Origin of the sequence: Wolbachia endosymbiont (group A) of Machimus atricapillus (assembly GCF_964027095.1) — a bacterium.
Classification (GTDB): domain Bacteria; phylum Pseudomonadota; class Alphaproteobacteria; order Rickettsiales; family Anaplasmataceae; genus Wolbachia.
In genome coordinates this window covers 174,691-201,052 of the sequence record NZ_OZ034727.1, presented here as the reverse complement: position 1 = coordinate 201,052, position 26,362 = coordinate 174,691, and the positions used below count along the sequence as shown (strand labels likewise).

Sequence of the window (26,362 nt, the reverse complement as noted above, 5' to 3'; positions counted from 1 at the left end):
CGTTAAACTCCCTTGCGGATGATAACGCCTCGTGCTTCAAGTTGCTTTATTGCTGCAGCTTTCTGCTCTTCTGTTATATTTGCTGGCCACACAACCGCATGATCTGCTAGCATTGCTATACGAGTAATGATTACTGCTTTGGTGGTTTCCGTTGCGTTTACATCACTTGTTATTACACCTATTGCTGTTTGTGTGCCATCTGTGGCTGTCGGATTTATTATCTTAATCATGTTATCTTTATCATAGCCAACAACTGTTCCAAGTTTGAGGTTTTGTCCTTTGACTACGGTTATTTCCTCTCTTGTATAATCTCTATATACTTCATATTTCAGAAGGTCACCTAAATTATTTGTTTCAGTTATACTTGTCATATTTCCCCTTTTTTTCCTTTAGTTTTACCGCCGTGTTTATAGTTGTTATATGCGGCGGTTATAATTGTGGCGCGTTTTGAACACTTATTTACCGCGGCGTATGTTAGCATTATATACCGCGGTTAAGACCATCAAATGCCCCGACTTTTCGCTACCTGCATCATCAAGTCTTCTGGTGTATTTTGCGGTATTGTACTCAAAATCTCTGTCTTCTTCGTTCTCTCCGCCAGTATCGACATTAATATCTCTTGGGCTTGTTTTGCATTTACACCTTGCTCAATAAATTCTCCTATTTTCTCTGGCATCTTTGATAAATTACATAATCTTATCACCTCTAATACTTCCGTGCGGCAGCTCTCGTACCCTAAACATCTTCCTTGCTCAATATCAATATCTATTGCTTGTTCTTTTATCTCAGTTTTAGTCATATTTCTCCTATAATTATCTATAAATTCAGAAAACGTTGTGATTCCATCAGCAAGTCCAATCTCTATTGCTTTCTCACCAAAATATAGCCCTGCTTCCGTTGATCTGATCTTTTCCGTTGAAAGACCTCTATTTCTTGCTATAAGCTGCAAAAACATTTCATATAGACGATCTACTTCTTTTTGTAAGCTTTCCAAACTCTCAGATGTTATTGGCTCATGCGGATTTAAATCGTTTTTTCGACTTCCAGCAAAAACAGTTGTGTACTTAATACCTTGCTTTTCATCAAATCCACTTTGATCTATATGACTTGCTATTACTCCTATACTTCCAACTCCTGATGTTCTCGTTACCAATACTTTTTCAGCACTTGATGCAATTGCATACGCTGCGGAATACGCATCATCATTTGCTATCGCCACAATCCTCTTTTTTGTTCTTGCTTCGTAAATAAAGTCGGAAAGGTCAAATAAACCGTTTACTTCCCCTCCGGGGCTGTCTATGTCCAAAATTATTGTTTCTACTTCTTTATCTATTAAAGCTTCTTCTATCTCTTCACATATCTTCTCATATGATGTCATCCCTAAAATATCGTCAAAAGCTTCTGAATTCTTCGTCAAGATTCCATGTATTGGTATTACTTTTATTCCCCTTTCACTATTTCTTGTTACATGTTTTATGTTTTTAAACGTAGGGTGTTTTCCAGCATGTAATGACAATAATTCAAAACTCCTTTGCTCTATCATCATCGGCTTATTCATCCAATTTATTTGTGTCGTCATATGTTTTTAAAATTTTTTATTTGTGTCTGGGGCAATAAAAACCCATTTGTCATAGAAATAGAATTTTATATCATTTCAGCATTAGAATTCACATCAGAATCAAAATTTAAGCCCAGTTCACTCGCACGTCTTTGATCTTCGGCAATTTCTTGGTCGACTTCTTCTACATCATAACCAAGTTCCGAAACCACCTCTGACCTACTCTTAAACCCATTCCTTACCGCCATTTGCTGTGCTTGCTGGTCTTTTAGCGGATCCACCCAATCAAATCCTTGTGCTATCCATTTTACTTCTTCTTTTCCCCCTTTTTTCGTCCATTCTTTGCCTATATCAAGTTCTCCTGAGAGTAGGGCTAATTCTAACCACCTATCCCATACCGGACGGCAAAATTGAAATACCATTATGTTATGCTGTAACATTCCGCACCTCCGGCGAAACTCTATTAACCCAGCTCGGATTGATGAATAATTGACACCACTTAGATCTCCTGTTAGCTGCTCGTAAGTTATTCCCATGCCTACTGCTATTGCCCTGAGCTGCTGTTTCATGAATGCTTCATAACTTCCTCCAACATCTGATGGTTCCGAGAACTTGATATCTTCCCCTGGATCTAAAAGTTGCATAGTCCCAGGTTCTAAACCTGATAGTGCTACTCCATGCTCATTTGCTTGCGCCTCACCTAAAATATTTGCCTCAGGATCGAGTCTGGTAATAAACCCTGCAAACATCGCTGCAGTCTTTTTTCTCACTAATTCCGCATCGTCATATTGATCAAGTTCATAGAGCTTTAACAGTACACTGGACAACCACGGTACTCCTCGAATCTGCCCAGGTCTTAGTGGCCTGTAGATATGTAAAACATCATTTGCTGGCACTCTCACCGATTCACCAAACGAGCCTTCACCTGGATGTTCTCGAAAAAGGTAATACGCTTCTCTTTGCCCAAGCCTATTGAACTCAATCCCGTTTCTAATTACATTACCGTTGGCAAGGGTTTGATTACTCTTATTGTCTAAATGCTCTGATTCCAGTACTTGTAATTGCAACGGCACACAAAGTCCATCTTCTCGTTTTCTTGTTCGGAGTCTTACAAAACATTCCCCTCCTTCTATCATACTTCTGCATACTAGAGCTTGTAACCCATAAAAATCACTCACTCCGCTACTGTCTGCTTCATCTGTCCATCTCAGCCATAACTCTTGAACTCTTTTGCGAAACTCTGCATCTTTGGCTTTTGACTGCGGTTTTATTCCTGTCCCAACAGAGTTACTTACTATCGTATCGATGATGTTTGCCGCATAGGAGTTCTTTCTTACCATGTCACGTGAACGACTACGCAGGTGTTCAAGGCTTTGAGACAGCAAATTGTTTATGCTTCCTGACTCTGGTTGAAAGTGCAATAATCTTCTGCCAGATCCAGCTCCATCCCATGCTGAACTTTTTGGTTTTGTTGGTTTCCGAAATAATTGTTTGAATGATTTCAATAACATCCTGATATCCAAAAATCTTTTAATTCTTCCAATGTTCCGTTGAATTTATTTCGATCGCATCGGCCGATTCCTTTTACTTCATGCGGTTTTTTTCCGCTTTTGCCGTCAGTGTATTGCCACAGAGCCCACTTCTTCCACCCCTTTGGTAACACAGGCTCCTCTCCCCATCTTGCAATCCACAATGGGCACTTCGTCAAAATTGGTGTGACAAAATCTTCTAAAAAATAGGTGCTTCCATAAATCAGTGGTAAACGACCTGTTACTTCGTGAACTCTATCAACAAAATCTTCTGCTTGCTTTGGCGTTATGTTTTTTCCGCTTTGGTTTTCTTCAATATCAAGCGCAAGCAATACTTGAGAATGATCTCCTACTGTTTCTAAAAAATGGTTAGCTTGATCTTTTCCGTTTTCTCCTACTCCAAAATGATATGAACCCCATAAAAGTCCCTCTTCTTCAGCAGCTTTTCTTCTTTCTACATACGTTGGATCAATATACTTCAGTCCTTGCGTTGCTTTATGAATGACGCCAGCTATACCATCTTCTTTTGCTAATTTGAAATCTACGTTCTTATCCCAATGCGAGAGGTCTACCACTGCATTTATAAACTTTCCTGATGCTATATTACCTGTGGCTATAATATACTTTAAATGCTCTAAAAAGTCCGGATACTCATTTTCCATCATATAACTTCTCATACCACTCCTTTACTAGTTGCAATAACAATCTTTCTCTTCGGCTTCACACCTGCAACTTTTAACTCTGCTTTGATTCGTTGCCTGAGCTCCAATAAATCCTTTATTTGAACTTCCCCGTACCTAACCACATGATCGCCGTACGCAATTGATACTACTCTCTCTCCGCTCTGTAGCTTCTTTATCGCTTCTTCTACTTGAGTTAAATATTCTTGGTTGTACATCAACTTTTCTCACTCAACCATTGACTCCTTCTCACTCTCTTTGACTTTTTAGCTTTTTCACCTGCTAAACTTTCCCATTTACTCTCTGACCAACGATCAATCCCCAGGGCAATAGACGCTGCTCTTGCGTAAATTCGGCAATCTAGTACTTCATTTCGATCTCTTATCTTTTGCCACTCTTGTTTGGTATACCCTTTTACTACCTTGGTAATTAGTTGCTCTGCGGTTAGCTGCTTAAAATATTCAGGTGGATACTCTGGAAAATGACAATACCCCGGCGCCCCTTCTGTTAAAACATTAAGTAGCTGAAAAAGCTCTGACTTTAATATCGATACCCCAACTGGCCACAGCTTCATTCCTCTCTTTAGCTTTTGTCCGCTAACTGTTACATCAACTCTACTTGGGCTGCTAAGTGGCACTAGCGCTTTGTTTGCTCCTTTTACTGCCATTACTCTTCCAGACCCTTGGTGACCTCTTACCCAGTTGTATACCTCTTGTGTTGCATACCCAGCATCTACCGCCATCATGCTTATCATGTATTCAAGACCATTTTCACCGATAAAATGATGATTTAATAATTCCGAAAGTTTTCCCCATACTTCTTCACTTCCAGTATCACCTTCTAATACCTGGTAGTCTATTGACCAACTTTCTCGGTTTTTTCCCCATGCTACTACTTCTACTTCTAACCGATCTTTTTGTACATCAACCCCTGCCGTTAACACTATTTTTCCACCTTTTGGCACCGTACCTATCGGAAAATTTTCTCGACGCTCAAATAGTTGCTTCCAGTCTGGTACTTCTCCTTTATCTACCCAGGTTTCTCCGAGTGTTGTATTTATCCAAACTTTCAGTAATTGTTCATTTTCCTTTGCATGTAGATAATCTTCTACTGCTTGTTTCCAACTATACCAGCCTACTGGGCTATACAAGCTTGAAAGGTGGAATCCTATTTTTGCCTCTTTTTTTCCTTCTTTCCCTGTAGCTCTCCATTCACCTCTAGCTAGCATCTCCGTTTTCTGATGATTTTTTATTTCTCCCCTACACTCTATGCAAACGTAGTGGGCTGTTGAGGGTTCTTTATCTTCCCACTTTATCTGTGGCCATTTTAGCACCTGATAGTAATTACAATGTGGACAAGGTACAAAAAAGTAACGTTTGTCTGAACTCTCAAATTCCTTCTCTATTCTGCTTATTCCGTGAACTGTTGGTGTCGATACCAAAAAAATCTTTCGACGAGCAAAAGTATTAGTTCGCGCGATACTGAGAAGAACTGGATCTCCTTCTCCTCCTGAATCTCCTGGATATGCATCTACTTCATCTAAAAAAAGATATCTTACCGGCATTGAACGCAGACCCACTGGACTATTGGCACCTGTTACTACTACCGTTCCTCCTGGAAACTCTTTGCTCTGCACAGTATTGCCTGAATCTCTCGACCTTGGATCTTTTATTTTACTCCTTAAACATGGGGTATCTTCAATGAGCGGCGCAAATCTTCCCTTTGACCAGCGCTTGCCCATTTCAACTGTTGGCTGTACTACCAGCATAGGGCCTGGTGTTTGGTCGATAATATAACCGATCCAGTTATTTCTAGCTTCTGTTCCTCCAATTTGCGCTCCTTTCATGAATACCACCTTTTCAGCCGGTGAAGACGAAGATAGTGAATCCATTATTTCTCTAAGGTACGGCGTTCTCTCTGTCCTCCATTTCCCCGGCTCTGATGATGCTATCGTTGAAAGTTGACGATTTCTATCTGCCCACTCTGATACTTTAAGTAGCGGATCTGGCTTTAACCCTGTATAAAAGCTACTGCTATATATCACACCATTGCCTGCCAAAATTTTGCTACATTTTCTACTTCCATATCGGTAAAAGTAGAACTTGGTTGTTTACAGTGGACATCTGTTGATTCTTTAGCAAAACAACTTAGAATAATGACTGCAATTATTCCTGCATATGCTGTAGAAATAGAGATGCTTATAGCTATTGAGCCTATTATTATAAGGCGTCTACTAATTTTCTTTAATAATTTTAAATTATTTGAATATAAATTAACAGTAGTCATTAAAATGTATTTTTCGATAATTCTTCGAGTGCATTGGTAATCTCTTCTGTTAACGTTTTATGGATCTTCTCTGTGTCATTCATCGATGCTAGTAATGCTGATACTCTGTCTGGGATATTGAGGAGATTGTTTCTCACTACTCTTGCCACGTTAAATGCTTCAGTCTTTACTTCCTCTACTGAGATAAGTTCACCAATTTCAGCTTTTGCTTTTGCCTCCAGCAGTTTTCCCCGCTCCATCTCGTTTTTTATCCGGGTTTTAAGCAACATCGTGGAAAGTTCATTATTTCCTCTTTTTTCCCCTTCTTCTCCACCTTTTCTCCTCAGTGGTTGACTTGGATCTCTAATTGCTTCTATTGCTCTATTTGCTTGTTCTCGGTCAATCAAACCATCCTCCAGCTCAACTATTCCTTTCTTTACTAAGTAACAGACGTACTGCTTTGAAACTCCCAGTTCTCTTGCCCATTCCGTCTGCGTGATTTTTCCTCTTTCCACCTTTCTTTCCCCTCTTTTTTCCCTTATTTCGTCCCTTACTGTCTTGATTCTTGAATTTGTGCGAAAGTTTTACCAGAACCAAAAAGGGTGGAATCTCTTCCCGTATACACCTGCCAACGCTTTATCGTTACATCTACAAACGTAGGATCTAGCTCTATCGTCCTACAGATTCTTCCTGTCCTCTCACAGGCAATTAATGTACTCCCAGAACCACTAAATGGATCAAGAACTATGTCTCCTGGTCTACTGCTGTTTACTATCGCTCTCTCCATTAACTCCACTGGTTTCATCGTTGGGTGCAGCGAGTTGTACGTTGGCTTATCGTAAAACCATAGGTCACTTTGATTGCGTCCTCCATGCCACTCACGTTTATTGCCGTTTTTCCAACCGTAGAGTATTGCTTCGTATTGTCTTTGGTAATCAGATCTTCCTAGCGTAAAATGATTCTTTGCCCAAATGATGAATGTCGACCATCTTCCACCTGCTTCTTCAAATACTTTTTGCAAGGTCGAAAGCTCAGATGATGATGCACAAATGTAAATTGCCCCTTTGGTGTATGCTAAAACGTGAGTACAAATGTCATACAGAAAAAGTTCGTATTTTTCACCTTTATCATCGTTTAATATCTTCTTGTCTTCTCTCTCTTGACTGTCACCATATGCTGCGTTATACGGAGGGTCACACACCGTAATATCTGCCATTTTATCGTCTAATACCGCTTTAAACGATTCAACCAGACAACTATCACCACAGTAGATTCGATGACCACCTAAAATCCACAGATCCCCTGGTTTTGTTATTTCCACTTTTTTGTCATCACCAGCTAAATCAGAAAATTTTTCTCCCTTTTCCCCTTGTTCTTCCCTTCCATCAAGATTATCAAGAAAGCGTTGGACTTTTTCTAGCTCAAATCCGGTCATTTTGAGGTCAAACTGTAAGTCTTCTAATTCTTGAATTTCTACCTTTAAAAGATCATCGTCCCACTTTGCCCAGTTAGCTGATTGATTTGCTAGTAACCGAAAAGCTTTGGTTTGGGCATCACTTAAATTATCACTGAGCACCACTGGAATACTCTCCATACCCAGTTTTCTTGCTGCTTTAAGCCTTAAATGACCATCTACCACAGTGCCATCGCTTTTTGCAACTATCGGAATACGAAAACCAAACTCCCAAATTGAAGCGCACATTCTGTTTACTACATCGTCATTCTTGCGAGGGTTGCGATCATATTCGACAAGATTTTCAATAGGATAGTAGTGTATTGCTAAATTCATATTCTTAATATTTTATTAAATTGCTATATTTAAATTCTTAACAACTAATTAAAAAGTTAATAATCAAAATACGTCTGACGCTAGAGAAGGTTTGGGCTTTTTGCTACCAAGTCAGCCTGGCTGGCGGGAAGGACCCATATTTCACTCTGGTCCTTTGTTATGAAAATCGTTATTTATAGTAGAATTAGTATTAAAACTCATTATGTAAAATATTAATATCACAGCATTCGCTAAAACTCATTATGTAAAACATTAATGCCAAAGCATCTGCTTCATTATCGTCTTGAGGAAAAAAACCTTTGCCTTTCACAGCTTCAATGACTTCACCCTTACTTGCATTGCCTTTGCCTGCTATGAAACGTTTTATCGTCTTCACCGGAACACCTTTGTATGGAATTTTTTCCCTCTCACACCAAGCAGCTAAAACGGCAAAGAAACCACCATAACAATGCGCAGCATCAGTTCCAAGGTGTCTTCTTACTTCTTCAAAATACACCACAGAAATGTCTTTCAAGGAATTAAGCCAATTACTAAAACTTAAGAAGCACATGCCACCTCCGCTGAAACGGCTACCATGAAAATTTTTGCTCCCACTTTGAATTACTCCATCTGTAAGAATAGCCCAGCCAGTTTGTTTGCCGAGGTCGAGTGTTAGCATTTGCTATAATTTTACTGTTTAAAACTATGAGTAGCCTGTTTGACAATCAAAAACTTGCTAATGCCCGATAAGCTGAGTTTCCTCCCCCTAATAGTTATATACAGTAAATGTAACTTTTTGTTCAGTATTAATTATCATTTTATTGCACAATTTGGTAAAGGTGTTTGAGATAATCTAAATCTTGATAGTTGCTCCACTACCTTATTTCTTTTATCCATTGTTTCTTTTTCAGTCTTTTCCACTTCATTTCTACATTTTTCAATCTCTTCTAAGTTTTCTTCTGACTCTTTTATCCTTTTATCCAGTAGGTCAATGAAGGCATTGGTGTCAGATTTTAAGTTTTCCACTTCTTTTTTGTCTTTACTTTCTTCTATCCTTTTTTTTATCCGGGTTTCGATATCAGAATCTAAGTTTTCTTCTATTTCTCTTCTCTCTATACTTTTTTCCAGCAAGTTGATTAAGATATTAATATCAGATTCTAAGCTTTCTACCTCTTTTCCAAAAACTTTTATATAATCCAAAATAAGATCTAGTATAAATTTATCTCCTCTATAGTTCAGCTCAGGTTGTATTGTCAATAGCCTTATGAGCTCAATCGTTGCTTCTTTTCTTTTTTCTACATAGCCATAGATTTCAGCCTCTTCTAAAAGTCTAAAAACATCAATATTGTCGCGCAAAAAGTCTAAGTTCCTTTTCTGCATGATTTCTCATATTTGTTAGTCTCAGCTTTAGTTTTTTTAGGCAAAAGCTTGTCTAATTTGATTTAATCACTCTAGATGCAAAAGGGGTGATAAGGAGAATAAAGGGAATTGCCCACCCTTGGAGACCATCAATGCCAAAAGCCCCTAGCGGACAATTGCTACTTTGCTACATTCACCAAACGTGGAAAGAAGGGGAAGAGGGGAAAATAAAAGTAGTGAATAATGCTATCCATGCAGTACCGATGAACGAATTGGAAGCAATGAAGAGTGGAATAAGAGATCTTTATGCACTCTTTGCAGAGGAGCGTCTACGCAGTGATGCAAATTCAAGAGAGCCTACCACTAAAAAAGGAGTATTTGTCGATCCCTTCTTTGATGATGATATGCGCGATCAAGGAATTGTTCAGTTTGCAGCAATAGTAAATAAGGAACTGATATTGCCGATAAACGTGGAAATTATTGATGTTGAAAGAGGTAAGGAACCTTATTTATTGCCGTATGAACTTGAGCCAGTGCTTGAGCAGCTTTTACAAACTAAAGAGATGAAGATAAATCCTTATCAGGCATTTGATCCAGTACCGGCAAAAGTTACCATGAATAAAAACATCGATCACTGGACCAAGGTAAAGACCAATTGGTCAAGTCCAGTGACAAGAGAATTTACTACTTCTGAAGTTTCTGAACTTTTATCCAGTAGTACAAAAGAGGAAGAGTTTATGAGAGAAGCAATACAAGATTTTGAGATCGAAGGTTTTGAGCCAAATGAGAAGCTTAAAGAGATAAAATTCGATGGCATCGTCATTCAACCCGTGGCATAGGGGGAAAAAAAAGTGGAAGCTAACAACCAGGGAAAATTAAAGGGAAAGGTGAAAGTACCGGCAAATATTCCAGCAGGTACTAAATTAGTACAGTTTTATGGGGATAAAGGAAGCTATGGAGAAGCAACATATACTGGTAAAAAAACTATTACCATAGAAGAACGAAGAAGAGTTTTTTCCAGCAAACGTGTTGATCCTTTAGCACAGACATTTACCTTGGATGAGAGTAGGCATATAGGAGGTGTAGAGCTATGGTTTACAAATAGCGGCAAAAGACGTGTTGTTGTGCAGATTCGGGAAACAACAGTTGGAGTGCCCTCGCAAACAGTTATCGCTGAAAATTCCATCGAGCCAACTAAGATCAATACTGATGGCACAGCAACACGTATAACTTGGTCACCAGTATTTTGCCATGGAGGGCAAGAGTATGCGATAGTTTTACTGACTGATGATGCAGATACAGCGGTAAAGATAGCAGAACTCAGCAAATATGATGCAGTAAACAGCCGTTGGGTAACCAGTCAGCCTTATCAGGTGGGAGTATTACTGTCATCGAGCAATGCAAGTACGTGGACACCGCATCAGAATTTTGACCTTACCTTTCGACTTTTAGCAGCGAAATTTACTGAAAGTTTTCACGTTATTGATCTTGGCAAAGTTACTGCAAATAATACATCAGACTTAATCGCTCTAACCAACATAGAAAAAGTGGGTTTTGATACTAATGTAGAATTTATCTTAACAGATGAGAAAGGAGAAGAAAATTTTCTGTCTGATAATTTGCCGCTCGCACTGCGCGCAAGAATAAGTGGAGAATTAACGGTAAAAGTAGCGCTCAAAGGATCGGGGAAAAAAAGTCCAGTTCTCTACCCTGGGTTACAGCTAGTTATGGGGAATATTTCAGAGTCCGGAGATTATGTAACTAGGAGCATTACAGCAGGTTCCAACACTAAGATAACAATTACCTATGATGCGCTGATACCTGGTACTGCAGACGTTAAAGCATATGTGCAGAAGGGGGTGGAAAAAGGAGAAAAATGGCAGTTAGTAAATTTAACAACGGGAAAACCAATCGGAGAAAATTGGGTGGAAAGAACTCACGTGCTATCAAATTTTAATGGTAATGAGACAAGGGTAAAATTAGTGCTTAGCGGAACGGTTGTCTATCGTCCAAAGGTGAAGAATCTACGAGTAATTATCACGTAATGCCAAACGAAGAGACCAAAAGAGGATATCCTTTGCCGCATCCAGAGAACATAGCTGTAGAAGATGTAGTACGTATACGCAGAGCCATAGAAAAGATAGATGAAGATATGAGTGAAAGAGAAGATGAACTTAAAAATAATTTTGAACGATTTAGATTTGAAACTTTTTTGAATTTTTGGGAATGAAAGAAGCAATAGAAGCATTACACCAAAGGATAAAGGATTTAGCAGCAAATAGCACACCCGATCAACTGGCGTATCTTGCGAAATCGTTGGAATTGATAATAGATAAAAAAGCTATTTCCAACGTTGTGCAAATGACCACAATAAAAGAAATAATTGATGCACTACAAGGAAGGCTTAAGGATTTAGCAGCAAATAGTACACCAGATCAGTTAGCATATCTTGCTAAAGCATTGGAATCAATAGTCGACAAAAGTGCAGTGTCTGAAATTGTGCAGATGACAGATGAAAAGTTGAAAGAACTTCTAAACGCTGCAAGATCGCACTTGAATGATATAAATACTAACAAGGAAAATTCAATATCAGCGATAACTGGAGCAAAGACAGAGTCTGTAAATGAGATCAATACGCTAAAAACTAACACCTTGGATACTTTAAAAGCGTCATCAGATTCATATGTATCGCTACTTGACACGAGAAAGGATGCGAATATTGCGGCAATAAACAGTATTAGCAACAATCATAAAGATGGTCTTAAAGGTTTAGTAGAAGATTTTCGTGGTGTAAATGATGTGCCAGATGGTTCATCGATCATGAAGGAAATAAAAACCAGGGAAAATCAGCTAAAAACACTGACAACCAAATTTAACTCCATCAATGATTTGCCAAGCGGTTCATCAATTATGAAGGAGGTAAAAACCAGGGAAGACCAGCTAAAAACACTGACAACAAAATTTAACTCCATCAATGATTTGCCTAGCAGTTCATCAATTATGAGAGAAGTGAAAAAGAGGAATATGGTTGAACCAGGGTCATTACCTTTCTTGTTTGGTGTGCTAAGTAGAAAAAATAATTATCTTGGCTATGGAACTTTCACAACTGAACTTGGAAAGTGGAACAGTGGAACCGACTACATGCTACAACTACTAGCAGGTAGCCATATATACGATACAAGTTACGTTAGTTTTTATCGGCCAAGACAATTGAGTTTTATAGAGGGAAATAAAGGAACATTTATTTACGGAGAGTTATATACAAACAGTTTTTCGAGTAGTCATGATTCAATATATTACTACCCATATGCTGCACTTGGAGTAATATTTGTAAAAAATACAACCAATGCGAACATAAATAAAACAATAGAATTTGTTGGATCATCTTGGAGTGCGGAATATGCAAGTGCAGGATTATTTGTGGGAACTCCTGATAACACCAATGCTAATAAGTCAGGAATTTCAAGGATAACGTGGAAAAATGTTTACGTACACACGGGTTATAGTAGCAGCTTTGCTGGATCCGGCAATGTAGAAATTCCAGCAGGAAAAACAGTTGCAGTATTACTTTATACATCATCTTATCTATATTCCAGAGGAAAAGTTAGTGAAGGTATGCTTTCAGGTGATGTACATATCTATGGTCAATTTATCCAGTGGGGAATTTATAACATACGTAACAACTTTTTAACTGCAGGGCTTGAAATCGATGTAGAAAGAACGCTACGAGCTTGGCAATGTCCAGGATTAGATGCCACCCACAAAATCTGGAATTGATACCAGAAAACGGAGAAAACCAATGCCAATTTATATTCATTTTGAAAACAACAAGCAAATTGAAACAACAACGCTTGAAAGCAAGCCAACTGGGAATGATTGGTACGAAGCGCCAAAGAATTTCGACTGGCAAAAAAGTTATTGTTTAACTGAAGGAGGAAAAATTGTTGAGCGGAATAAAGAAGATATTGAGCTGGAATTATTGGAAAATGCGAAATTTTCTGCACTTGATAGCATCCGTGTTTATTTTAATAATTATACTCACCAATACGCAGGATATTCTCATCAGAAGCTTAAGTCGTACGAAATACAAGCAAAAGCTGCAGAGAACATTTTAGCAGCACCAGAATCTATAGACGAAAAAGATGCAGAAATTATAGAGCCTTTAGCAAAAGTTCGGGGAATTTCAGTAGTAGAAATGGCAAGAATAATTCAGGAAAAAGCCAAAAAAGCAGTAAAAGCAATAATCAAATGCGAAGAGCTTGAAGATTTAGCCAAGAAGAAAATTAAGGAAGTCAGGGGTAAAGAAGAGCTACAGAGTTTACTCAACGATTTTAAGCAAAAAATGCAAAAGGTTTTAGAAAGTTAAAAAAGAAACCTTTTCTCTATCCACTTTCCAAAATTCAACATTACAAGGAGAAAAATGACAGAACAGTTTTTACATGGGGTAAATGTTATTGAGATTACCTCTGGTGCAAGGACAGTACGCACAGCTAAATCATCGGTAATTGGCGTAATTGGTACTGCACCTGATGCTGACGGGGAAAAGTTTCCACTCAATAGTCCAGTATTAATAGTAGGAAGCTTAAAAGAGGCAGCAAAACTTGGAAAAAGAGGAACTTTGCCTTCTGCAGTAAATGGAATATTTTCCCAGGTTGGTGCAACAGTAGTAGTGATTCGAGTTGAGGAATCAGAAGAGACGCTGAAAAACATCATTGGAGGAGTTGATGAAGAAACCGGGGAATATCAAGGGATTCAAGCATTCCTCAGCAGTGAAAGTATAGTCCATGTTGCCCCAAGAATACTAATTGCCCCTCAGTTTACTCATCAATTGCCTGGAGATGCTGGAAACCCAGTGGTTAGCGCTTTAATTCCTATAGCAGAAAAGCTAAGAGCAATAATAGTAGCAGATGGGCCAAATACTAATGATGAAGAAGCAATAAGATGGAGAAAAAGCATCGGTAGCTCAAGAGTTTATGTCGTTGATCCATGGGTTAAAGTGTTTGAAGGGGAAGAAAAACCATCAAGCCCATTTGTAGCTGGTTTAATAGCCAAAGTAGATAGTGAACAAGGATTTTGGCAATCACCTTCAAATAAAGAGATAAATGGTATTGTTGGGACAAGCAGAGCTATTGATTTTACGCTCGGTGATACAAGTTGTAGAGCAAATTACTTAAATGAAAATGAAGTCACGACAATCATTCATCAAAATGGCTACAGACTATGGGGAAACAGGACATGTTCAGACGATCCAAAATGGGCTTTTCTGCCTGTTAGGCGTACTGCAGATCTAATCAATGATAGTCTACTGCGAGCTCATCTATGGGCAGTTGATCGAAACATTACCAAAACTTATATAGATGAAGTGACAGAGAGTGTTAATTCCTACCTAGCAAGTTTAAAAGCACAAGGAGCGATTATCAGTGGAAGGTGTTATGCCAATCCAGAGCTTAATACCCAAGCAAATATTGCAAGTGGTAAAGTGTATTTTGATTTTGAGTTTACACCACCATATCCAGCAGAACAGATCACTTTCAGGTCACACCTTGTGAGTGGCGCAATATCGTAAAAAGGGGAGAAAAGGGGGAGAAGAATGTTACCGAAGATTTTAAAGAATTTTAACGTATTCGTAGATGGTAAAGGCTATGCAGGAAAAATAGATGAAGTAACCTTGCCAAAACTTACCATAAAAACAGAAGAATATAGAGCTGGTGGTATGGATATTCCAATAAATATTGATATGGGCATGGAAAAGCTCGAAGCTGATTTTACTTTTGCCGAATATGATTCAGAGCTATTTAGGCTTTTTGGTTTAATAGATGGGAATTCGGTTTCTCTGACGCTAAGGGGCGGATTACAAGGCAGTGGAAGTAATGATATTGAAGGGGTAATTATCAACCTTAGGGGCATATTCAGAGAATTTGATTTTGGTAGCTGGAAACCTGCTGAAAAAGCAACGCTGAAGTGTACCGTAGCTGCGCATTATTACAAACTTACTATCGGTGCTAGAGAACTTATCGAAATCGATGCTGAGAATATGATTCGCAAGATTAATGGTGTTGACCAGATGGCTTTATTACAAGCAGTTTTAGGAATTTGATGTAGTTTACATATTTTTTTATTGAAAAATTCAGAGAAATGTTGTATAATTATTGTGGTATATTTTGGTAAAACATATGGCAGACTTAGGAATTAACATAGCACTTGACCCAAAAACTTCACATCACCTTACTAGATTAGCTGAAGTTACCAAGGAGCCTATTCAAGAATTAGCAAAAAGGCTAATCATAGAAGGAATTGAATGTGAGATAGAGGAGATTGCGTTATCTGATACTGTCAAGGAGAGTGATGTTCCAGGCGCAGAAACAATTAAGTATGAAGACTTCAAGAGGGGATAAAGTATTTACGAAATTGAACTCTTAAAGAGGTATGCTAAAAAGGATTTTCCAGCTTTACCAGAAGAAATAAGATTGGGTATTGAAGAAGCTATAGAAAAGGAACTCAAAGTTAACCCAAATAAAGCTGGTAAACCATTACGTGGCAAGTTACGAGGATATAGAAGACTGAGATTTGATAACTATCGCCTTATCTATCGTGTGAATATTCCAAAACGCAAAGTATTTCTCGTTACAGCAGGACATAGAGATAACATTTATAAACGGGCAGGATTGTTAGACTTACTACCAAAACTTTAAATATATTTTTTGTTGAAAAAGTTTAGAAAAGGTGTGGTCACTTCAATAAAACACAACTTCTGCAATTCAAGTAAAAAATTAGTTATATAAAAGCCACGAAGACTTTTATTTAATTAACTTTTAGGGGGAAACATGACAACAGTAAAACTTGATAACCCAATAACAGTAGATGGAACTCCGGTTTCGGAATTAACTTTTAGACCAGTCAAAGTAAGAGACTGCCTAGCAATGGAACGTGCCGGTAGTAGTGATTTTGAAAAAGAAGTTGGATTAATAGCAAACCTTGCATCTGTAACAAAAGAAACAATTTGGGAGTTATATTTTGCAGACTACATGAAAATACAGGAAGCGTTGAAAGATTTTTTTCCATCGGTTACACAAAGAACTTAAGATTAAATGTACTAATGCTCTGTTCTGTTGTAGGTGGCGGAATTGAGCAGGTACTTGAGATGGAAATAAACGAATTTATTTTATGGGCCAAAGCTGCGGGAGAGTTTAAATGTCAACATTATCAGTAAAAATAGGTGCAATACTAGATGGTAGCTTTAATAGCGCAATGGCAGGAAGTAGTGCTCAACTTTCCCGTCTTGGGGGTACAATAAGGCAACTTGATGCATCGATGAAATCGGTATCAAAATTTAAGGAGTTAAGTCGTAACACATTAGTTGCCAAGAGATCCTGGAAAGGCTTAGAAGTGCAAGTAACGTCCTTGGCTAAGCAAATGAAAACAACAGCAAAGCCAAGTAAAGATTTAAAGGCTCAGTTTGATAAGGCTAAGGAATCGGCAATAAAGGCCAAAACAGCGTACTTACAGAAGAGAGACACTTTACATGCGCTCAGTGAAGAATTTAAGAAAAGTGGAAAGAATATACAGTCTTTGATAAGAGATCAAGATAAACTAGGTGCTTCTGTAGGTAGGCTGAGAAGTCAATATAGTAAGTTAAACTTTGCTACCAAAGCATACCAGAGATTTTCAGCACAAAGGACACACTTTAAATCACAATTACTAGAAACAGGGGCACTTGCATTAACATTTGGAACTCCATTTAAAGCTGCAATTGATTTTGAAAGTGTATGGCTGATATCAGGGCAGTGAAAAAATTTTCTAAAGAGAAGGAAGCCAATGATAGAGGATTTATGGAACTTGGCCAGGGAATAAAGGAGTTATCCCGTACAATACCACTATCTGCTGCAGAGTTAGCACAAATAACTACAAGTGGTGCTCGACTTGGTATTGAAGAAAAAAAAGATCTTCTAGAATTTACAGAAACAGTATCGAAAATGGCAGTAAATTTTGGTATGACCGCAGAAGAAGTAGGAAGTGCTGCTAGCAAGCTCTATAAAATTTTTGGAACAAAAATAGAAGATCTAAAAGAGTGGGGAGATACGATAAATCATCTATCAAGTAATACTACTGTTGAGGCAAAAGATCTGATGGCAGCAATGACGATAGCTGGCGGGGCAGCAAAACAGTTTGGTTTGAATGTTGATCAGATAGCTGGTTTATTAAACGCCTTCATTAGTTTAGGAAAACAACCCAAAAAAGCAGCAGAAATGATAAGTGGTATGCTGGTTAAACTTCAAACGGCAGGGAAGCAAGAAGATGAATTTAGAGAAACACTAGAAGAAATCGGGATAGATATAGAAGAGCTTGAAGAGAGTATCAAGGAAAACCCTCACAAAGCACTACTAGATTTTTTTGAAATTTTAAAAAAAATAGATAAACATGATCGGGCTGGCATTCTGCTAAAGCTCTTCCAACAGGGAGCAGAAGATGATATAGCGCTACTACTTGAAAACTCAAAAGTATATGAAAAGGTGCTGGATTTATTAGCTGATGAAGGGGAACGTGCAAATTCATTGCAGGAAGAATTTAATGACCGTGTGAGTACTACAGCCAACCAATTGCGATTGCTAAAAAATTCAATAGCAGAAGTAGGAATGAATCTGGGTTCAGTGATGTTACCTATTTTAAAACCTATAGCTGAAAGGTTAAAATGGGTAAGTGAACATATAGCCTCATTTGCAGAAAAATATCCCACTGTAACTACAGCAATCATGGGTACCATAGCAGCACTAATAAGTCTTAAAGTTCTATTAGTAGGTGGTGGTTACATACTTAGTTTATTTATGGGAACAGCTTGGAGTTTAGCAGCAAAAGCAATAGCAGCATTTTCTCTTCTATCGACATACGCTATTCCAGCAGTAATTACTGGACTGAGTGTTTTAAAAGCTACGACTCTGAGCCTAGCAACATCAGCTATTCCAGCAGTCACAGCAGGAGTGAGATTTTTGACAGCGGCAATAGTGAGTAACCCTATAGGAGCTATTATTGCTTTACTTATATCTGGTGCAATACTTGTGATTAGTAACTGGGGAAAAGTAAAGAGCTTCTTTGCTAGTTTTTGGGAATATATAAAATCGATAATAAAGCCCATCGGAGAAATGTTTTCATGGATGGGAAATACTGTTGGTAGCATATTTGGAAAGGTTGCCGAAAATAGTCCACTGAAAGAATTTGAAAAAAGAAAAAGTATTGTTGCTGAAATACATACTCCCCTTAAGAGCAGCATTTCTAGTAATTTGTCAAATAATAGTGCGATTAAAGAAATGTCTGAGAGGAGCAAGAATAATGTAAAAATCAAAAGTGTTATCGAGGAGAAAAAATCCATAGAAGATAATCAAAACAAAATTGATAAAGCATTTGAGAAAAGTAGATTTGAGAAAAAAGAATTAAAAACATACAACCAAACCTTTCATCAAACGTTTAACATAAATGTGAAAGCAGAGCCTAACCAAGGCGCCCGTAGCATTGCTGATGCAGTAATAGAAAGATTTAGAGAACAAGCAAGAGGGGCTCTTTTTGATGTTGTGGAGGAAATAAATTAAGTGTTACTTGGGCAATTTAAATTTGATCCAGTGAGCCTCAGGCGTAGTAAAGAGCATAGGTGGCATACAATTGAATGTATCGAGAAGACATCACTGCAGAATATCGGCTCAGGAATTGAGAATATTGATTTAACAGGAGTGATTTATCCACATCGTCAAAATAGTAGTTTAGAACAACTAAGAAATATGCGTGACATCAAAGAACCAAATGTTTTAGTTTATGGTTCAGAGGTACTAGGAAACTTTGTGATTACTCATATAGAAGAAAGACAGAGATCATATCTTCCTTGTGGACTACCAAGAAAGATCGAGTTTCAATTGAAGTTAAAAAGCTACAACAAGTGATTTACTATTTTACCAAGGATAAAGAAATGCTGGATTATATTTGTTGGAGGCATTATGGTTACAGTAGTGGAGCAGTGGAAGTGGTCTTGGAAAAAAATCCTGGACTTGCAGAGTATGGAAGCTTTTTGCCTGCAGGGTTGAAAATTAAGTTGCCTAAGATTCAAAAGATATCACAGAAGTCTGTTGTAAAAATTTTAGATTAATGAAGCCAGATTTTAACATAATAGCAGAAAATAACTCTATTACAGAGGCCTTAAGGAGTAGCTTAATATCTCTGCATATTACTGATGAATCAGGGACAACGAGTGATGAAGCTGAAATATGTCTTGAATATGGAAGTAATGAACTCAAGGGTGAGTTGAAAGTTTTTCTGGGGTATAAAGAGACCGGGCTATTGTCTATGGGGGTTTATACAGCAAGTGAGATCACTATACAAAGTCCACCACAGATTTTAAGGGTCAAATGCCAAGCAGCAAACTTAAGAGGATCGCTGAAAGAAAAAACATCAAAAGAATGGAAAGAAATTACTTTAGGTGATTTAGTAAGAGAGATAACAAAAAAGCACGGATATGAAGCTAAAATTGCGCAAAAATTTGAAGATATATTTATATCACACATCACTCAAACAGATGAAAGTGATATGAATTTTTTGAAAAGGATAGGAGATGAATATGAAGCAACGGTAAAACCTATAGGAGGACACATAATTTTTATTCCCAAAGGAGGAGGAAAATCAGCAACAGAGAAGGTTTTAGGTACAACAGTACTTACACCTAAAGATGTAATAAATTGGAAAGTAAATTTTAATGTACGTAGTAAATATGGATCAGTTATAGCAAAATGGTACAGCTATGAAAGAGGAGAAACCATAGAAGAAAAAGTAGGCAATGAAGAACCAAGTTATCCGATATATAAGCTTTATCCTACTGCAGAATCAGCGATCAATGCAGCAAGCGCTAAGCTCAGACGATTAAAGCAAAATGAAGCAAAATTAAACGTGACAATACCTGGCAATCCAGAGTTATTTGCAGAAGCTAAAATTAACTTATCAGGGTTTTGCCAAGAAATAGATGGCGAATGGGTAATAGAAAGGGCGGAGCATATTTTAGATAATAGGGGATACCAAACTACAATAGAAGCAGCGATAAGCAGAATTAATTAAGAAAAATTCAACAAACAATTGCTATACGCAAGGCAGAGTATTGCAACAAAAGTATGCCAAGAAGAAATCGCCGTTATTATCAAGAGCACTGTCATCATCAAGATTGCTATTATCACCAAAATTGGATGTATTGGATAGAAATTATACCTGGGTTGATAGCATTTGGTGCTGTTGTTGCAGTTATTATAAGTTTCTTTGTCTTTGATACTAACAGAAAGGCTGAATTAGCAAATGCAGAAGCAACCAAGAACTATAAAAAGATAACATCGATTGCTGTTAGAAATTGTGATTTAGAGGTTGTGAAATTTTTGACAGAGAGGAACTTAGTAGATATTCATAATACCCTAGTCTTTGAAGAAAGGTTGTTAGGATATGCTGCAGAAAAAGAGTGCCTAGAAGGTATTCAGTTTTTGATAGAAGAGAAAGTTGATATCAATTCTACGAGCGGTGATTCAAGTCACAGAACAGCCTTACACTACGCTGCAGAGCATGGTAACTTAGAAATTGTCAGATTCCTGTTACAAAATAGTGCAAATCCAAATGCCAAAGAATTTAGGGGAAAAAAGCCAAGGGATTTAGCTGTTATAATGTTACGGCACAATAAAAATAATAAGCCCTACAGAGAAATTATAGATCTATTGTATAACGCAGAAAAGCAGTACAAGCCAGGACAGTAAATCATACGTACAACACACAGTAGAAATTTTCAACAATTATCTACAATAAATTATTACATTATGCAAAATCAAAAAATACCATTAGCAGTAATTGTAACGATGTTAATACAGACGGTAGCGGCGATATGGTGGCTTGCCAAGCTAGATTTACGGGTACACATGCATGATAAATTTATAGAGCAGAACAACGGATTGACTGTTACGGTATATCGCCTGGAAGAACGGGTAAAAAATCTTTCTGAGGAATTGGATGAATTCAAAGCTAACTCGAAGTACAAGTAATTATTTTTCTGCTAATGGTATATAAACCTCAGATTGAGATTGACGATCTTTCCAATTTTCAACGTATTGTTCAACTAATGAAGGGCTTCCTGTTATAACCAGTAGATTCTCAGCATTTTTTTTCTGTGCAGCATCGGAAAAATTAAAAGATCCAGTTATGATTTTTTGATTATCAATGATCATAATTTTGCTGTGTGAAATTGCAGGTTTATAGTCTATGTATATCAGTATTTTTTGCCCAAATAATTCATTGATGACACTGTATTTTGATCTGACCTGTGATTCATCTAGGATAACCTTAATATCAACACCACGTTTTTTTGCTCTAATTAAAGATTGTGCAATTGGCTTTGAAGTAAACGTGTATGCCTGAACTAATATGGATTTTTGAGCTTGATCTATAGCATTGGTTATTTGATTAGTACAATTTTCTCTAGGTGTAAAACAAACTGTAGCTTTTGGACAAGGAACACATCCTGATAAAAGTGAGCAAGTCAACAGAACTAATAAATATCTAAACATGACAAAATATATACTTTCAGTAGATGGCGGAGGCATAAGAGGAATAATACCAGCGATAATACTAGCAGAAATAGAAAAAAGATCAAGAAAAAAGGTAGCAGAAATCTTTGATCTGGTGGCTGGTACATCAACAGGCGGTATTGTTGTTGCTGGGTTATGCAAGAAAGATAACCAAGGAAATCCTCAATATTCAGCTAATGATTTAGTTGAGCTTTACCAGGAGTATGGAGCATATATTTTCAAGTCTTCATTTTTTAGACAATCAATACTGTCTTGGTTTAACTGCGCACAATACCCATACGAAAACATCGAATCAGTACTGGATAAGTATTTTGGTGAGGATATTCTAAAAAATACTTTAAGCAAGGTACTGATAACAAGTTATGATATTCACAATAACTGTCCATTTTTCTTCAAAAGCTGGAGAGAAGACAGAAATTTTATCAAGTTGAAAGATGCACTCAGAGCCACAACAGCAGCACCAACATACTTTGCACCTAAGTATTTAGAAGTGAACAAAGATACAAGAGTACTAGTGGATGGCGGTGTTTTTGCCAATAACCCAGCGGCTTGTGCATATGCAAATAGCAAAAAACTTTTCCCTAATGAAGAAATAGTGCTGGTATCAATTGGCACAGGTCGGCTATCTAATCGAATAAAGTATAGGAAATTAGGAAAGATAGCCTGGATAAAGCCGCTGTTAAATGTGATGTTTGCATCAAGCCTTGATGTAGTAAATTACCAGCTAGGTAACGTAATGGACGACAGATACGTAAGAATACAATCACAACTGACAATAGCGTCGGCTGAGATGGATAATGTAACACCTAAAAATATTAAATGTCTGCAGCAGGAGGCAAATGCAATGATAGAAGGTAATCAAAAAGTAATCGATAAATTTTGCGATATCGTATCTTAATTTACATAAAAATGCCAAGCAGACTAAAGAAATTATACCACAAAGCAAAGAAAGGTTTAAAAAACATAGTTTCGCCCAAAAAGCATAAAACTGTGACTAAGGGGCAAGAAGCTAAAATTTCAAACGATAAGCCAAAACCGCTACATGAGCAACCTCTAAAGTTGATGGAGAAGACCTCTAAAGTAAAAAAAGATAAAAAAGGAATAAAAGAGAAAATAAAAAGCTTAAAAACAAAGAAAGCAAAACCCGTAGAAAAAGAGCTGAAAAAGGGCAACGTGTTCAAAAAAGGCTTCAAAAAGCTAAAAGGGAAAATAAAAAAATTAAACCCCATAAAGGTTAAGAAAAACAAGATAATCGGGAGCAAGAAGTTAGCATTTTTACTGACATCTGGCACGATTGTGGCAATTTTGCCGATGTTCAATTTAGCTCCTCTTCCAGCATTAGCAATAACTTCTGCATGTGTTTTCAGTATAAACTTTATCGCAGTCAAAACATTGAAGAAATTTATCAAACAACGCAAATTAGCAGCAGAATCTAAAGAGGCAGTATCTAAAGAAGAGTCAACTCTAGCTGAACCAAACAAGCCGGAAGAAGAAATTCAAGATGTGTCAATTGAACCAGTAAAAGAAAATTCTAAGCAAATTTCCAGAGAATAGATTGGCAACTTCTAATGCAGACATATTTTCAGTGTAGCAAATAAAGAAAAGGAAACAAATTTTGCTTGTAAAGTCTCCTCTTCGTTATCCTGGTGGCAAGAGTCGTGCCGTTTCTCAAATTATTAATAAATATATTCCAAAAGGGTTACCTACGCTTTGTGCTCCTTTTGTAGGTGGAGGAGTTAGCATTAGCCAGCAGAGGAACAAAAGTTTATGGCTATGACGCCTTTGAACCATTAGTAAAATTTTGGCAGGTGCTTTTAGAAGATGCTTCTTGTCTTGCAGAGGTAGTGCGGAAATACCAAAATATGACATCTTCCATGTTTTATAGCCTACAAAAAACATTTTTCACCTTGAAAGATAGAGTTGAAATTGCTGCAGCATTTTTTGCATTAAATCGCTCATCTTTCAGCGGTACAACATTGTCGGGCGCCAGGACACCCACGTTTTACACTAAGTTCAATAGAAAGATTGCTCAATTAAAAATCTTACTGTGGATTTAGCTGACTTTAAAAAAAGTATTCCTAAACATGCAAATATATTGTGATCCTCCTTATTTAATTGATCAAAAACTATACGGAAGAAGAGGTAGAGATTTTGACCATGAAGAAACTTTTGTCGACTCGTGATGTTATCGTATAATGATTGTGAGGAAATACGGGATATGTATACAGAATACCACATCATTGAACCCAAATGGAGTTATGGAATGGGCAACTGAAAAAAATCGAGTGAGGTTTTAATCTTGAGTAAAGACTATAGCAAGTTTCAGTATCGCGGTCAAAAAAACCAGTAAGTAAAGAAAATTCAGAGCAAATTTCTAAGGAATAGATTTCTATATTCATATATTACCTTAAATACTTTTCTATTTCTATTTAAATATTATCTATTGAATATAAAAGTAGTAGTAAAGCGAGAATTACGTTTGTAAAATGCATGCAAGACATACGCAACGGTTAATAATTTCAAAACATTTATCGCTGCATACTCTAATACAAACACATTTTTTGTGGGGTTGCTATGACAGTAGAAAAGATTTTAGATGAAGCATCAAAGAAAATCTATAAGTTTAGAAATCCTAGCCTCTTTTCTTTATTAGTTAGTGCAGTCTTCAAATGGATCATAAATAGTAGATTGGGTGTTCGTTTTTTACATTTTGCTGCAGAAAAGAACTTTTATAATATCATTCGATTCCTTGTCAAACATGGTGCTAACGTTGATGCTGCAGATAGAGAAGGCAATACAATACTACACATTGCTTCCATACTTGAGTTTATAGAAATAGTACGAATTGTTGTAGTAAGGACTAAAAATATTAATGTCCATAACATTTATGGTGATACTCCTTTACATTATTCAATAAAGTATAAGCATTTGGAAGTTATGCAGAAGTTGTTGCAATGTGGTGGGGATATTGATTGCCTAAATCGTTTAGGTAAATCTCCCCTTCATTTGGCTGTACAATATGCTGATGGAGTAATGTTGGGGTTGCTGATAAAAGGGGGAGCTTTTCTCGAAGCTAAAAATATAGAAGGAAGTACTCCTCTTCTCCTTGCAGTTTCATTGAATAAAAAAGATCATGTGGAGCTTTTATTGCAAAATAGAGCAGATGTTAACGCAATCGGAAGAGATGGTTGTACTCCGCTACATCTTGCTGTTATGAATGGCAATAAAGAAATTGTGGAATTATTGCTAGAGAAAAAGGCAAACGTTCATCTGAAATGTTCTTATAACTCTGAAGAAGGTTACATAGCGCTAGAAAACGCTGAAGCGAATAAAAACGAAGAAATTATAGAATTATTTATGCTTCATGGAATCATTTTAGAGTAGTGGAGATGTCTTACGAGCAGATCGTTATATACGGTACAATATTAATTATTGCTATTAAAATATTTCTTTTTTTTAGGGGAATATACAAAAACCTCGTCAGAACATTTCATTTGAGAGAGAGTGAAAAGAAAACAGATCAAGTTGAGAATCATGACATCCAGGTCTATAAAGAAAATCTAAAAGTAGTCGATATTGTAAAGCCAGTGGGTAAGTGGACAAAAATGGTTATACTGAATGATGGGTTGATGCAGCGTTTGGTTCAATTGATAGCAGAAGAAGGCGATGAGAAGGGATATTGGGAGCTATTTGTAAAAGCTCAAGCTTCAACCCAGGGTAAGTATAAGGGAAGGAGAAGATAGCTCCATTTGACGCATATGTTAGCGCTGCTATCTGTAGTCTCTCAAAGTGTCTGTTCTTCTTCACAAATTTTTGCAATCTCAGATAAAAACGAACAAATGGTATTCTGTAGTCTTTCGTTCCTTATATTTTGATACCCTCTCATAAAACTTAATACTTTTTTTTCTCCTTCAGTATCTTCATCTTCATAATAAATTTCGTCTTTTGATCTTGGCAGTAGTGCTCCATTACTCAATGATAATGCTTTTTCCATTTCAGATATCCTGTTAAATGATATGTCATTTACTCCTTGCTCATATCTGTGTATTTGCTGAGGTGATAACCCTGCTTTGTCTCCTAAATCCGTTTGAGTACACACTTGTACAAACCTCCAATCTTTTAACTTTTGTCTTATTTTGTTGCTCAAAGGCTTTGTACCAGTTATACTCTTGTTTATTTGAGTACCTTCTGATAAAATCTTGACTAGTACACATAATGCATTGCGAAGTTCTTGGTCCTTAAATTTTTTAAAATTTTGCACTACACTTAATGCTTTCTCATCTTTGCTGTTAATACAATTTTCTTTTATTAATTTAGAAAATGTAGCTTCAACATCAATTGATAATACTTTTAAGATATCCTCAAATTTTTTAGGCGAAAGGCTATCTCTCCCTTCTTCATATCTTCCCATCTGTCTCTTTGAGACACCGATTTCTTTTGCTACATACGCTTGAGAGTATCCTTTTAATAACCTCAAATTTTTTATCTCTTGAATTATTTGGTCACTTAGAGAGCCAGCAGCAACTTTCTTTTCGGTAGTGGTCATTTTTTGCACAATTGCAGAACAAATATAATACAGTATTATTGAGTTTTATTAAAGTTTTACTACTTCA

The 26,362-nt window shown here is 37.1% G+C and carries 34 protein-coding genes and 1 pseudogene; 22 read left to right on the top strand and 13 right to left on the bottom strand.

The window, feature by feature from the left end; all coding sequences use genetic code 11:
• Positions 1-2 precede the first annotated feature (2 nt).
• From AAGD68_RS00985 to AAGD68_RS00935, 11 genes are all read right to left on the bottom strand, one after another.
• Positions 3-371, bottom strand: a complete 369-nt coding sequence (locus tag AAGD68_RS00985) for a head decoration protein (protein ID WP_265045273.1) — start codon at positions 369-371, stop codon at positions 3-5.
• A gap of 131 nt (positions 372-502) precedes the next feature.
• Positions 503-1,579, bottom strand: coding sequence for a S49 family peptidase (locus tag AAGD68_RS00980; protein ID WP_265045271.1), 1,077 nt, complete (start codon positions 1,577-1,579; stop codon positions 503-505).
• A gap of 65 nt (positions 1,580-1,644) precedes the next feature.
• A complete protein-coding gene (locus AAGD68_RS00975; RefSeq protein WP_265045268.1) occupies positions 1,645-3,069 on the bottom strand; it encodes a phage portal protein in 1,425 nt (474 codons plus the stop codon).
• Positions 3,060-3,764 carry a glycoside hydrolase family 25 protein gene (locus AAGD68_RS00970; RefSeq protein ID WP_265045267.1) on the bottom strand — a complete coding sequence of 235 codons (705 nt, stop codon included), beginning with the start codon at positions 3,762-3,764 and terminating at the stop codon, positions 3,060-3,062. Before AAGD68_RS00970 ends, AAGD68_RS00975 begins: the two co-directional genes overlap by 10 nt.
• Positions 3,761-3,985: a gpW family protein gene (locus AAGD68_RS00965; RefSeq protein ID WP_264688199.1), complete on the bottom strand. Its 225-nt coding sequence runs from the start codon at positions 3,983-3,985 to the stop codon at positions 3,761-3,763. Before AAGD68_RS00965 ends, AAGD68_RS00970 begins: the two co-directional genes overlap by 4 nt.
• On the bottom strand, positions 3,985-5,811 hold the full coding sequence (locus AAGD68_RS00960) for a phage terminase large subunit family protein (protein WP_341814393.1): 1,827 nt from the start codon (positions 5,809-5,811) through the stop codon (positions 3,985-3,987). The genes AAGD68_RS00965 and AAGD68_RS00960 overlap by 1 nt, the downstream gene beginning before the upstream one ends.
• Positions 5,808-6,053 (bottom strand): hypothetical protein, encoded by a 246-nt coding sequence (locus tag AAGD68_RS00955; protein ID WP_253308919.1) that lies wholly within the window; start codon positions 6,051-6,053, stop codon positions 5,808-5,810. The genes AAGD68_RS00960 and AAGD68_RS00955 overlap by 4 nt, the downstream gene beginning before the upstream one ends.
• A complete protein-coding gene (locus tag AAGD68_RS00950) occupies positions 6,053-6,547 on the bottom strand; it encodes a hypothetical protein (protein WP_265045264.1) in 495 nt (164 codons plus the stop codon). The genes AAGD68_RS00955 and AAGD68_RS00950 overlap by 1 nt, the downstream gene beginning before the upstream one ends.
• Positions 6,548-6,582: 35 nt before the next feature.
• Positions 6,583-7,821, bottom strand: a complete 1,239-nt coding sequence (locus AAGD68_RS00945) for a DNA modification methylase (protein ID WP_341814299.1) — start codon at positions 7,819-7,821, stop codon at positions 6,583-6,585.
• A 190-nt stretch (positions 7,822-8,011) separates the two neighbouring features.
• Positions 8,012-8,479: a crossover junction endodeoxyribonuclease RuvC gene (locus AAGD68_RS00940; RefSeq protein WP_265016578.1), complete on the bottom strand. Its 468-nt coding sequence runs from the start codon at positions 8,477-8,479 to the stop codon at positions 8,012-8,014.
• Positions 8,480-8,613: 134 nt separating this feature from the next.
• The gene (locus tag AAGD68_RS00935) at positions 8,614-9,180 is read right to left on the bottom strand and encodes a hypothetical protein (protein WP_253308915.1); all 567 of its coding nucleotides are present in this window, start codon (positions 9,178-9,180) and stop codon (positions 8,614-8,616) included.
• A 56-nt stretch (positions 9,181-9,236) separates the two neighbouring features.
• Here AAGD68_RS00935 and AAGD68_RS00930 point away from each other — a divergent pair.
• The 17 genes and pseudogenes from AAGD68_RS00930 to AAGD68_RS00850 all read left to right on the top strand — a co-directional run.
• Positions 9,237-9,998: pseudogene (locus AAGD68_RS00930) on the top strand (DUF4815 domain-containing protein); the annotation flags it as partial.
• A 12-nt stretch (positions 9,999-10,010) separates the two neighbouring features.
• Positions 10,011-11,204, top strand: a complete 1,194-nt coding sequence (locus AAGD68_RS00925; RefSeq protein WP_265045260.1) for a hypothetical protein — start codon at positions 10,011-10,013, stop codon at positions 11,202-11,204.
• Positions 11,204-11,389 carry a hypothetical protein gene (locus AAGD68_RS00920; RefSeq protein WP_264688187.1) on the top strand — a complete coding sequence of 62 codons (186 nt, stop codon included), beginning with the start codon at positions 11,204-11,206 and terminating at the stop codon, positions 11,387-11,389. Before AAGD68_RS00925 ends, AAGD68_RS00920 begins: the two co-directional genes overlap by 1 nt.
• A complete protein-coding gene (locus AAGD68_RS00915; RefSeq protein WP_265045257.1) occupies positions 11,386-12,936 on the top strand; it encodes a hypothetical protein in 1,551 nt (516 codons plus the stop codon). The genes AAGD68_RS00920 and AAGD68_RS00915 overlap by 4 nt, the downstream gene beginning before the upstream one ends.
• A gap of 22 nt (positions 12,937-12,958) precedes the next feature.
• Positions 12,959-13,525 carry a hypothetical protein gene (locus AAGD68_RS00910; RefSeq protein ID WP_265017329.1) on the top strand — a complete coding sequence of 189 codons (567 nt, stop codon included), beginning with the start codon at positions 12,959-12,961 and terminating at the stop codon, positions 13,523-13,525.
• 54 nt (positions 13,526-13,579) lie between these two features.
• Positions 13,580-14,725 carry a phage tail sheath subtilisin-like domain-containing protein gene (locus AAGD68_RS00905; protein ID WP_341814298.1) on the top strand — a complete coding sequence of 382 codons (1,146 nt, stop codon included), beginning with the start codon at positions 13,580-13,582 and terminating at the stop codon, positions 14,723-14,725.
• 24 nt (positions 14,726-14,749) lie between these two features.
• Positions 14,750-15,256 carry a phage major tail tube protein gene (locus AAGD68_RS00900; RefSeq protein ID WP_265045254.1) on the top strand — a complete coding sequence of 169 codons (507 nt, stop codon included), beginning with the start codon at positions 14,750-14,752 and terminating at the stop codon, positions 15,254-15,256.
• A 76-nt stretch (positions 15,257-15,332) separates the two neighbouring features.
• Positions 15,333-15,554, top strand: a complete 222-nt coding sequence (locus AAGD68_RS00895; protein ID WP_236514454.1) for a hypothetical protein — start codon at positions 15,333-15,335, stop codon at positions 15,552-15,554.
• Positions 15,555-15,626: 72 nt separating this feature from the next.
• Entirely contained in the window at positions 15,627-15,851 is a 225-nt protein-coding gene (locus AAGD68_RS00890) for a type II toxin-antitoxin system RelE family toxin (protein WP_264735745.1), read from the top strand.
• Between the two features lie 132 nt (positions 15,852-15,983).
• Positions 15,984-16,241: a phage tail assembly protein gene (locus AAGD68_RS00885; protein WP_264688181.1), complete on the top strand. Its 258-nt coding sequence runs from the start codon at positions 15,984-15,986 to the stop codon at positions 16,239-16,241.
• A 109-nt stretch (positions 16,242-16,350) separates the two neighbouring features.
• The gene (locus AAGD68_RS00880) at positions 16,351-16,947 is read left to right on the top strand and encodes a hypothetical protein (RefSeq protein WP_320109617.1); all 597 of its coding nucleotides are present in this window, start codon (positions 16,351-16,353) and stop codon (positions 16,945-16,947) included.
• A complete protein-coding gene (locus AAGD68_RS00875; protein WP_320109616.1) occupies positions 16,926-18,740 on the top strand; it encodes a phage tail tape measure protein in 1,815 nt (604 codons plus the stop codon). Before AAGD68_RS00880 ends, AAGD68_RS00875 begins: the two co-directional genes overlap by 22 nt.
• Complete coding sequence (locus AAGD68_RS00870; protein ID WP_264735750.1) at positions 18,741-19,085, top strand: phage tail protein; 345 nt, start codon at positions 18,741-18,743, stop codon at positions 19,083-19,085.
• Between the two features lie 26 nt (positions 19,086-19,111).
• Positions 19,112-19,288: a tail protein X gene (locus AAGD68_RS00865; RefSeq protein WP_264735751.1), complete on the top strand. Its 177-nt coding sequence runs from the start codon at positions 19,112-19,114 to the stop codon at positions 19,286-19,288.
• Positions 19,288-20,247, top strand: coding sequence for a phage late control D family protein (locus tag AAGD68_RS00860; RefSeq protein WP_341814297.1), 960 nt, complete (start codon positions 19,288-19,290; stop codon positions 20,245-20,247). The genes AAGD68_RS00865 and AAGD68_RS00860 overlap by 1 nt, the downstream gene beginning before the upstream one ends.
• Positions 20,248-20,300: 53 nt before the next feature.
• Entirely contained in the window at positions 20,301-20,924 is a 624-nt protein-coding gene (locus tag AAGD68_RS00855) for an ankyrin repeat domain-containing protein (protein WP_265016457.1), read from the top strand.
• Between the two features lie 60 nt (positions 20,925-20,984).
• On the top strand, positions 20,985-21,206 hold the full coding sequence (locus AAGD68_RS00850) for a hypothetical protein (RefSeq protein WP_264688177.1): 222 nt from the start codon (positions 20,985-20,987) through the stop codon (positions 21,204-21,206).
• On the opposite strand, the gene AAGD68_RS00845 is transcribed toward AAGD68_RS00850, so the two are convergent.
• A complete protein-coding gene (locus tag AAGD68_RS00845; RefSeq protein ID WP_264688176.1) occupies positions 21,207-21,728 on the bottom strand; it encodes a phospholipase D family protein in 522 nt (173 codons plus the stop codon).
• Between AAGD68_RS00845 and AAGD68_RS00840 the strand changes: the two genes are divergently transcribed.
• The 5 genes from AAGD68_RS00840 to AAGD68_RS00820 all read left to right on the top strand — a co-directional run bounded on the left by AAGD68_RS00840 (position 21,727) and on the right by AAGD68_RS00820 (position 25,492).
• Positions 21,727-22,647 (top strand): patatin-like phospholipase family protein, encoded by a 921-nt coding sequence (locus AAGD68_RS00840; RefSeq protein ID WP_265016458.1) that lies wholly within the window; start codon positions 21,727-21,729, stop codon positions 22,645-22,647. The genes AAGD68_RS00845 and AAGD68_RS00840 overlap by 2 nt on opposite strands.
• An 11-nt stretch (positions 22,648-22,658) precedes the next feature.
• Entirely contained in the window at positions 22,659-23,303 is a 645-nt protein-coding gene (locus tag AAGD68_RS00835) for a hypothetical protein (RefSeq protein ID WP_253308913.1), read from the top strand.
• 173 nt (positions 23,304-23,476) lie between these two features.
• On the top strand, positions 23,477-23,806 hold the full coding sequence (locus AAGD68_RS00830) for a hypothetical protein (RefSeq protein WP_253308912.1): 330 nt from the start codon (positions 23,477-23,479) through the stop codon (positions 23,804-23,806).
• Between the two features lie 517 nt (positions 23,807-24,323).
• Positions 24,324-25,133, top strand: coding sequence for an ankyrin repeat domain-containing protein (locus tag AAGD68_RS00825; protein WP_265045251.1), 810 nt, complete (start codon positions 24,324-24,326; stop codon positions 25,131-25,133).
• Between the two features lie 5 nt (positions 25,134-25,138).
• Positions 25,139-25,492, top strand: coding sequence for a hypothetical protein (locus AAGD68_RS00820; protein ID WP_265016460.1), 354 nt, complete (start codon positions 25,139-25,141; stop codon positions 25,490-25,492).
• Between the two features lie 41 nt (positions 25,493-25,533).
• Here the strand turns inward: AAGD68_RS00820 and AAGD68_RS00815 are convergent, their stop codons facing one another.
• The gene (locus AAGD68_RS00815) at positions 25,534-26,295 is read right to left on the bottom strand and encodes a helix-turn-helix transcriptional regulator (protein WP_253308909.1); all 762 of its coding nucleotides are present in this window, start codon (positions 26,293-26,295) and stop codon (positions 25,534-25,536) included.
• Between the last annotated feature and the right edge of the window lie 67 nt (positions 26,296-26,362).

What these genes read in the sequence shown, in the direction of transcription:
- AAGD68_RS00940 (WP_265016578.1), bottom strand. Translation starts at nt 8,479, where the DNA reads ATGCTAACACTCGACCTCGGCAAACAAACTGGCTGGGCTATTCTTACA.
- AAGD68_RS00985 (WP_265045273.1), bottom strand. Translation starts at nt 371, where the DNA reads ATGACAAGTATAACTGAAACAAATAATTTAGGTGACCTTCTGAAATAT.
- AAGD68_RS00945 (WP_341814299.1), bottom strand. Translation starts at nt 7,821, where the DNA reads ATGAATTTAGCAATACACTACTATCCTATTGAAAATCTTGTCGAATAT.
- AAGD68_RS00855 (WP_265016457.1), top strand. Translation starts at nt 20,301, where the DNA reads ATGCCAAGAAGAAATCGCCGTTATTATCAAGAGCACTGTCATCATCAA.
- AAGD68_RS00880 (WP_320109617.1), top strand. Translation starts at nt 16,351, where the DNA reads ATGTCAACATTATCAGTAAAAATAGGTGCAATACTAGATGGTAGCTTT.
- AAGD68_RS00895 (WP_236514454.1), top strand. Translation starts at nt 15,333, where the DNA reads ATGGCAGACTTAGGAATTAACATAGCACTTGACCCAAAAACTTCACAT.
- AAGD68_RS00860 (WP_341814297.1), top strand. Translation starts at nt 19,288, where the DNA reads ATGAAGCCAGATTTTAACATAATAGCAGAAAATAACTCTATTACAGAG.
- AAGD68_RS00970 (WP_265045267.1), bottom strand. Translation starts at nt 3,764, where the DNA reads ATGAGAAGTTATATGATGGAAAATGAGTATCCGGACTTTTTAGAGCAT.
- AAGD68_RS00900 (WP_265045254.1), top strand. Translation starts at nt 14,750, where the DNA reads ATGTTACCGAAGATTTTAAAGAATTTTAACGTATTCGTAGATGGTAAA.
- AAGD68_RS00935 (WP_253308915.1), bottom strand. Translation starts at nt 9,180, where the DNA reads ATGCAGAAAAGGAACTTAGACTTTTTGCGCGACAATATTGATGTTTTT.
- AAGD68_RS00845 (WP_264688176.1), bottom strand. Translation starts at nt 21,728, where the DNA reads ATGTTTAGATATTTATTAGTTCTGTTGACTTGCTCACTTTTATCAGGA.
- AAGD68_RS00955 (WP_253308919.1), bottom strand. Translation starts at nt 6,053, where the DNA reads ATGACTACTGTTAATTTATATTCAAATAATTTAAAATTATTAAAGAAA.
- AAGD68_RS00820 (WP_265016460.1), top strand. Translation starts at nt 25,139, where the DNA reads ATGTCTTACGAGCAGATCGTTATATACGGTACAATATTAATTATTGCT.
- AAGD68_RS00840 (WP_265016458.1), top strand. Translation starts at nt 21,727, where the DNA reads ATGACAAAATATATACTTTCAGTAGATGGCGGAGGCATAAGAGGAATA.
- AAGD68_RS00825 (WP_265045251.1), top strand. Translation starts at nt 24,324, where the DNA reads ATGACAGTAGAAAAGATTTTAGATGAAGCATCAAAGAAAATCTATAAG.
- AAGD68_RS00910 (WP_265017329.1), top strand. Translation starts at nt 12,959, where the DNA reads ATGCCAATTTATATTCATTTTGAAAACAACAAGCAAATTGAAACAACA.
- AAGD68_RS00905 (WP_341814298.1), top strand. Translation starts at nt 13,580, where the DNA reads ATGACAGAACAGTTTTTACATGGGGTAAATGTTATTGAGATTACCTCT.
- AAGD68_RS00865 (WP_264735751.1), top strand. Translation starts at nt 19,112, where the DNA reads ATGCTGGATTATATTTGTTGGAGGCATTATGGTTACAGTAGTGGAGCA.
- AAGD68_RS00980 (WP_265045271.1), bottom strand. Translation starts at nt 1,579, where the DNA reads ATGACGACACAAATAAATTGGATGAATAAGCCGATGATGATAGAGCAA.
- AAGD68_RS00915 (WP_265045257.1), top strand. Translation starts at nt 11,386, where the DNA reads ATGAAAGAAGCAATAGAAGCATTACACCAAAGGATAAAGGATTTAGCA.
- AAGD68_RS00965 (WP_264688199.1), bottom strand. Translation starts at nt 3,985, where the DNA reads ATGTACAACCAAGAATATTTAACTCAAGTAGAAGAAGCGATAAAGAAG.
- AAGD68_RS00885 (WP_264688181.1), top strand. Translation starts at nt 15,984, where the DNA reads ATGACAACAGTAAAACTTGATAACCCAATAACAGTAGATGGAACTCCG.
- AAGD68_RS00835 (WP_253308913.1), top strand. Translation starts at nt 22,659, where the DNA reads ATGCCAAGCAGACTAAAGAAATTATACCACAAAGCAAAGAAAGGTTTA.
- AAGD68_RS00850 (WP_264688177.1), top strand. Translation starts at nt 20,985, where the DNA reads ATGCAAAATCAAAAAATACCATTAGCAGTAATTGTAACGATGTTAATA.
- AAGD68_RS00815 (WP_253308909.1), bottom strand. Translation starts at nt 26,295, where the DNA reads ATGACCACTACCGAAAAGAAAGTTGCTGCTGGCTCTCTAAGTGACCAA.
- AAGD68_RS00920 (WP_264688187.1), top strand. Translation starts at nt 11,204, where the DNA reads ATGCCAAACGAAGAGACCAAAAGAGGATATCCTTTGCCGCATCCAGAG.
- AAGD68_RS00975 (WP_265045268.1), bottom strand. Translation starts at nt 3,069, where the DNA reads ATGTTATTGAAATCATTCAAACAATTATTTCGGAAACCAACAAAACCA.
- AAGD68_RS00875 (WP_320109616.1), top strand. Translation starts at nt 16,926, where the DNA reads ATGGCTGATATCAGGGCAGTGAAAAAATTTTCTAAAGAGAAGGAAGCC.